Origin of the sequence: Paenibacillus phytohabitans (genome assembly GCF_013141775.1) — a bacterium.
Classification (GTDB): Bacteria; Bacillota; Bacilli; order Paenibacillales; family Paenibacillaceae; genus Paenibacillus_AQ; species Paenibacillus_AQ phytohabitans.
Genome location: NZ_WHOB01000022.1, coordinates 1 through 6,311, shown reverse-complemented (window position 1 = coordinate 6,311; position 6,311 = coordinate 1). Strand labels below are relative to the sequence as shown.

5 protein-coding genes are annotated in these 6,311 nt (G+C 40.5%); all 5 read left to right on the top strand.

Annotated elements, in window-relative coordinates; translation table 11 throughout:
• Positions 1-396: discoidin domain-containing protein (locus GC101_RS09665; protein WP_171717073.1), on the top strand; the 396-nt coding region annotated here is incomplete at its 5' end.
• A 239-nt stretch (positions 397-635) separates the two neighbouring features.
• On the top strand, positions 636-2,627 hold the full coding sequence (locus GC101_RS09660) for a PA14 domain-containing protein (protein WP_171717072.1): 1,992 nt from the start codon (positions 636-638) through the stop codon (positions 2,625-2,627).
• Between the two features lie 31 nt (positions 2,628-2,658).
• Complete coding sequence (locus tag GC101_RS09655) at positions 2,659-4,194, top strand: hypothetical protein (protein ID WP_171717071.1); 1,536 nt, start codon at positions 2,659-2,661, stop codon at positions 4,192-4,194.
• Between the two features lie 538 nt (positions 4,195-4,732).
• Positions 4,733-5,965 carry an FG-GAP-like repeat-containing protein gene (locus tag GC101_RS09650; protein WP_171717070.1) on the top strand — a complete coding sequence of 411 codons (1,233 nt, stop codon included), beginning with the start codon at positions 4,733-4,735 and terminating at the stop codon, positions 5,963-5,965.
• A gap of 37 nt (positions 5,966-6,002) precedes the next feature.
• On the top strand, positions 6,003-6,311 hold a 309-nt coding region (locus GC101_RS09645), incomplete at its 3' end, for an RHS repeat domain-containing protein (RefSeq protein WP_171717069.1).

The window sequence follows — 6,311 nt, the reverse complement described above, 5'->3', positions numbered from 1 at the left end:
GGCTGGGAAGCTACCAAACTCATAGATGGTAACGCATCTACCAATTGGTCGAGCGTACCGCATGGTAGCGAGTTCGAGACAGAGTGGATCGTTCTGGGTCTGGGAGATGAAAGAACTATTATGGGAGTTAGCTTAACGCCTCGCTCGAATCTTTCGTTTCCTAAAGATTTTAAGCTTCAGTCGAGTAATGATGCGGTCAACTGGACAGATATTCCGAATCAGACGTATAGCAATTATATAAACAACGGTTCTGTCCAGACATTCAACTTTGGTAGCCCAGTGAAAGCAAGATACATTCGGGTGTTGGCTACAAAGCTTGGAAAAGATGATATGGGGAACTATTATTTTCAGTTAGGCGAGATTAAGGCTACTCTGGCAGGTGCTGGTACAAACTAAAGGATTTGAACTTGAAAGGAAAGAGTATACCAACTTTGCTCCTATTACCTATCCTTAATTAAGGATAGGTAATGCTATTACATAACAATTTGGTGTAGGTGGTAGATCATTTAACGACAATAACGGAAAAACTATACCATCGATTATTTATCAGTACTGTCCTCTCACTAACAAGGCGCGAGACAGTAGAAGTGCAAGAATAATGAGTAGCACATTTTCATATTATGATGATGAGGAGAATGGACAGTTTGAAGTTGCTAAAACGCTTGCTAATATCGCTGATTGTATTATTCATAACACAAAATATTTGGGAAACCTTTGATATTCAAGCCTCGTTGTACCCTTCGATAAAAAGTCATTCAGTCGCTGTCGCTGCTGCTGGAAGTAATGGACTTAAGGGAGAGTACTATGACAACTCCAATCTTACTGGGCTCAAGCTGACACGGACGGATGCGAATGTGAATTTCAACTGGGGTTTAGGTTCTCCCGATGCTTCAATTGCAGTGGATACATTCTCCGTAAGATGGACGGGGACTATAAAATCCCAATATAGTGAAGCATATACCTTCTATATTACTGCTGATGATGGTGTCAGGCTTTGGATAAATGGTCGATTATTGATAGACAAATGGGTACCACAAGCAAGTGAGCTAACGAGTCCACCGATTACACTGACAGCAGGACAAAGCTATGATATCCGGCTTGAATATTTCGAGAACGGCGGCGGAGCAGCGGCAATTTTGCAATGGTCGAGTACCAGTCAAGCCAAACAAGTTGTTCCGCAAGCTCAATTCACTCCACCGGTAGAATCAGCCCGAGTTGGGCTCAAGGGGGAGTATTATGACAATTCAGACCTAAGCGGGCTCAAGCTGACACGAACGGATGCGAATGTGAATTTCAACTGGGGATTGGGCTCTCCAGATGCTTCAATTGGACAAGACACCTTCTCTGTGAGATGGACAGGGGCGATTAAGCCTAAATATAGTGAAAGTTATACCTTTTCCATCATTGCAGATGATGGAGTTCGGCTTTGGGTAGATGGCCGCTTGATCATTGACAAATGGATGGCCCAAGCCAGTGAGCTAACGAGTCAGCCAATCACACTGATCGCTGGACAAAATTATGATATACGCCTCGAATACTTTGAAAATGATGGAGGCGCAACATCGATATTACAATGGTCGAGTGCCAGTCAGGTCAAACAGATCGTACCGCAAAGTCAGTTGCAGCTTCCTGCTGAAATTCAGGGAGTAGGTCTGAAAGGAGAGTATTATGACAATCTGGAGATGAACGGGTTGAAAATGACACGTACAGATTCTACTGTTAATTTTAACTGGGTAGAGGGTTCCCCGGACAGTTTGATCGAGCCCGATGGCTTTTCAACTCGGTGGACGGGAACGATCAAGCCAAAGTATAGCGAACCCTATACGTTTTATCTCAATGCAGACGATGGGGTGCGCTTATGGATAGACGGCAAGCTCATTCTCAATCGATGGGTCAACCAATCCGGTCAATTTCAAAGCAGTACCGTGCAATTGGTTGCCGGAAATCAATACGACATTCAAATCGAGTATTTTGAAAACCTGGGTGCGGCAGCCATCGGACTTTTGTGGGAAAGTCCTACGCAAGCGAAAGAGTTCGTTCCCCAAAGCCAATTGTATCCACTGGTTGAGGTTCCAGGAGTAGGTTTGAAAGGAGAATATTATGACAACATGGATTTAACTGATCTGAAATTAACGCGCACAGATGTCAATTTGAATTTCGGATGGGGAGATCTATCGCCAGATGCGGGCATTGGAGCAGATACATTCTCTGTGAGGTGGCAGGGATTAATCCGTCCCAAATCTAGCGGAACATACACGTTTTACACAGATTCAGATGATGGAGTCCGGCTTTGGGTAAATGGACAACTGCTTATTGATAAGTGGACCGCGCAGGCCAGTGAATTAACCAGTCTTCCTATCCATCTGATGGAGGGCCAGAACTATGAGCTTCGCATCGAATATTTTGAAAATGGCGGAGGCGCCTCCTTTGGCTTGTCTTGGTCCAGTGACAGCCAAAGGAAAGAGATTGTTCCGCAGTCGCAGTTGTATTTGCCGTATAAAACATATATGCCAGCGGAATATCATTATGATTCCAATGGGAGATTAGAGTCCGCGCGTCTCTCAGACGGTAGTATCATCCGCTATGAATATGATGCAAATGGGAACCTGATAAGGGTGTACAAATGATATATCGCAGCGATGAAAGAGGAGAGTTCCAATGTCAAAACGAATATCTTTAGTCATTATGATTTTTTCTTTATTTACTATTTGGCACTCTGAAAGTAGCTTTGCTGCACTTTATAAATATGACATGAATTCAAGGTTGGAATCTGAGACCTATATTAAGAATAATGTTCAATATCAACGTAAATTTATATATGATTACAATGGAAATATACTAGGGAAATTAAATAAATCAGAAGACTATTTAATTCTAGAATCTTCTTTTGAAGCAAGAACAGAAGCGTTGAATTTCAAAATTCCCAATTCATTGTTTTCACTTTCTACAAATAACCCCAATGAGGGTGCTCAGAGTCTATATTTTCATTCTTCACAGTCTACAGTAGCAACTGCAGAGTCTATTACACTTGAGGTGACTCCTAATACGCTATATACATTAAGTGGATGGATTAATAATAAATTATTGAGTGGAAATGCTAGTATTGATTGGATGGAGTATAATGCTTCAGATCAATTAATCTATGATGGTGGTACTTTAAGTGCATTAAATAAGAATAAATGGCAATTTGATAGAGAAGAATTTGTAACAAAATCACAAACCTCGAAAGTTATTCTTAGAGTAGTGCTAGATGAAGGCGCTTTAGGAGAAGCTTACTTCGATAATATTCGATTTGAAAAGGGGAATAAACTTCTGCTTTCTAGAATTCCCTTTGAACCTGATGAGCTTTTGTGGAACCCCAATATTCTAAATAATGCATTTAGTATTTCAACTGATGGTTCAAAAGATGGCAAACAATGCATTCGATTCAATTCTAATCATCCGGTTACGGCAACTGCTGAATTCGGGGAATTTAGAGTAGCTCCCAACACTAACTATGTGCTAAGCGGTTGGTTATACAACTCGCTAGTGACTGGGAACGCGTATATTGATTGGATAGAGTACAATGATGATGGAGAATTGGTATATGATGGAGGATCGGTTTATACGACAGGTAAAAATAAAACATGGCAATACGGTGCGGTAGAATTCAAAACAAGAGCAACTACAAGTAAACTTGTACTGCGTGTAGTTACAGATGAAGGTGCAACAGGGACTGTCTACGCAGACGCAATTGAGTTTAGAAAGGGAAGTAATCTGCCATTACTGGATACTTCTTTTGAAGCAGAGGATAGTCTGTGGTATGCTCCTAATCCTCTACTCGCAACGGGAGGAGGAATAGTAAAAGAAGGTTTATCAAGTATGCAATTCCATTCAAAAGATCCAGTAACGGCAACTGCAGATTATGGACAGATTGTAGTTCATTCGAATACTAAGTATAAGCTTAGTGGATGGATTTATGATGAAATGCTTACAGGCGGAATATACGTAGATTGGCTGGAGTACGATGCGAATGGACAACTTGTTTATGATGGAGGAACTGTATACAATGCATTAAAGAAACAATGGGGATACAGCAGTGTTGAATTTATTACAAAACCTCAGACAGCAAGTGTTGTATTGCGAATTGTATGCGACTCAAACGCTACTGGAGCAGCCTATGTGGATAAAATACAATTTTTAAAAGTTCCATAATCATGTTTTTTATTAATCCGTTTATTTACTTATTATCTTAAATCTTAAACTATTTTAATGATAATTTTTGTTACGACCTTGAGGCAGAGATCCTCAAGGTTTTTTTAATTCCGAATTTAAGTATTAGTCATCTGAAAAATAAATAATATACACAGAAAAGCTTTGGAATGTTTAGGCTGACTAGTAACGTTTTTCTAATCTAAGATGTGACTAAATTATTACACGATCGACAAAATAGGCTTCATTCCGACAAAATACAACCGTTTAAATGTACGAGGTAGTAAATTATGATGTTAAGGAAGTACTGTGGTTTGATTATAGGGGAGTTTTACAGTCTTGGATATGTATACTCATAACAAATACAGAGAGGACTTTTATATATATGCATATTTCAAAGAAATACATAGTTTTATTCCTGACAATAGCTATATTCTGGTTAATGAGTATGACTTCAATCGAGGTTACTGTTGCGGCTGGAGTTCCAACTCTAAATACACTCACTGGTTACCTCCCATGGACGTGGAGTACAACGAACCGAATGATAGATGATAACAGCTCGTTATGGTTTGCGGATGTCAATGGGGATGGCAGGAAAGATATGGTCTCCAAAGGCGAAGCGGGGGCATGGAATGCTGGAGTTGTATACGTGTCATTGAGTACCGGGAAGGGATATCAACCTTGGACATGGAATTCTGGAACCCGAATGATTGATGAGGGTAGTACAATGTGGCTTGCCGATGTGAATGGAGATGGTAAGGCAGATCTAATCACCAAAGGTCAGTCAGGTGCTGCAAATGCTGGGTATGTATATGTTTCACTCAGTACAGGAACTGGCTACAATCCTTGGTCTTGGACATCCGGATATCGAATGATTGATGATAATAGTCCGATGTGGTTCGAGGATGTAAATGGAGATGGTAAGGCGGATTTAATCTCCATAGGACAAGCGGGCGCATGGAATGAAGGTTGGATTTACGTATCTTTAAGTACAGGTAAGGGATACCAACCATGGACCTGGACGTCCGAATCTAAAATGCTTAATGCGAAAGATACACCTTGGTTTGTAGATGTGAATGGAGATGGCAGGGTGGATTTGGTTGCTAAAGGTCAACCGAATGCAAGTAATGCAGGCCAGTTATATGTCTCTTTGTGCAACGGAAGTGGTTACAATCCATGGACATGGACTTCTGGATCCCGAATGGTCAATGACAATGATGTTCAGTGGTTTGCAGATGTGAACGGAGACGGCAAAGCTGATTTGATTTCAAAAGGTCAACCGGATACGGCAAATGCTGGATATGTATTTGTATCTTTAAGTAATGGAGTAGGCTATTCATACTGGACATGGAATAGTGGTGGCCGAATGATCGACGACAGTGGTTCAATGTGGTTTTCGGATATCAATGGAGACGGTAAAGCAGATATGCTCTCTGTAGGTAAAAATGTCGGATATAACGAGGGGTGGTTGTATGCTTCTTTAAGTAACGGTAACGGCTATCAGCCTTGGACTTGGAATTCTGGGAGTAAAATTATTGAAAGTAATAATATTTGGTTCAGCGATGTAAGCGGTGACGGTAGAGGCGATTTAATCATCAAAGGAAGTGGTGCAGAAGCAGGTTTTGTCCGAGTTGCAATTAGTACTGAATTCAATCAGGTTCAGTATGAATATAATGCCTCAGGCCAACTTGTTGTGACTACATTGCCGGATGGATCGAAAGTTTACTATACATACGATAAGAACGGAAATTTAATGAAAAAGCAAAAGAAATGATTTTAATACAGACATTGAAGAAGAATGGAGGAGACTAATGCGTCTATCATTTTTTAAAAGCCTTTTCGTTTGCGCTATTGCTTTTTTAGTGCTTTTTGGTACGGATTCAAATTTTGCAACGGCTACCACGTCCTATTATTATGATCTGAATGGGAAATTAGTACAGCAGAGTGATGTGACAGGAGAGACCGTTAGATATACATATGATTACAATGGAAATCTTGTATCTAGAAATTCCGGGGAACCATACTTTGAGTTAATGACAGCATTCGGATCTAAACAAGGAGAGAACAACTGGTACTATCAACTATGGGATGGGACACGATATAAAGATATGACATGGGAT

Coding starts and splice junctions, on each gene's coding strand:
- GC101_RS09655 (WP_171717071.1), top strand. CDS start 2,659: ATGTCAAAACGAATATCTTTAGTCATTATGATTTTTTCTTTATTTACT.
- GC101_RS09650 (WP_171717070.1), top strand. CDS start 4,733: ATGATAGATGATAACAGCTCGTTATGGTTTGCGGATGTCAATGGGGAT.
- GC101_RS09660 (WP_171717072.1), top strand. CDS start 636: ATGGACAGTTTGAAGTTGCTAAAACGCTTGCTAATATCGCTGATTGTA.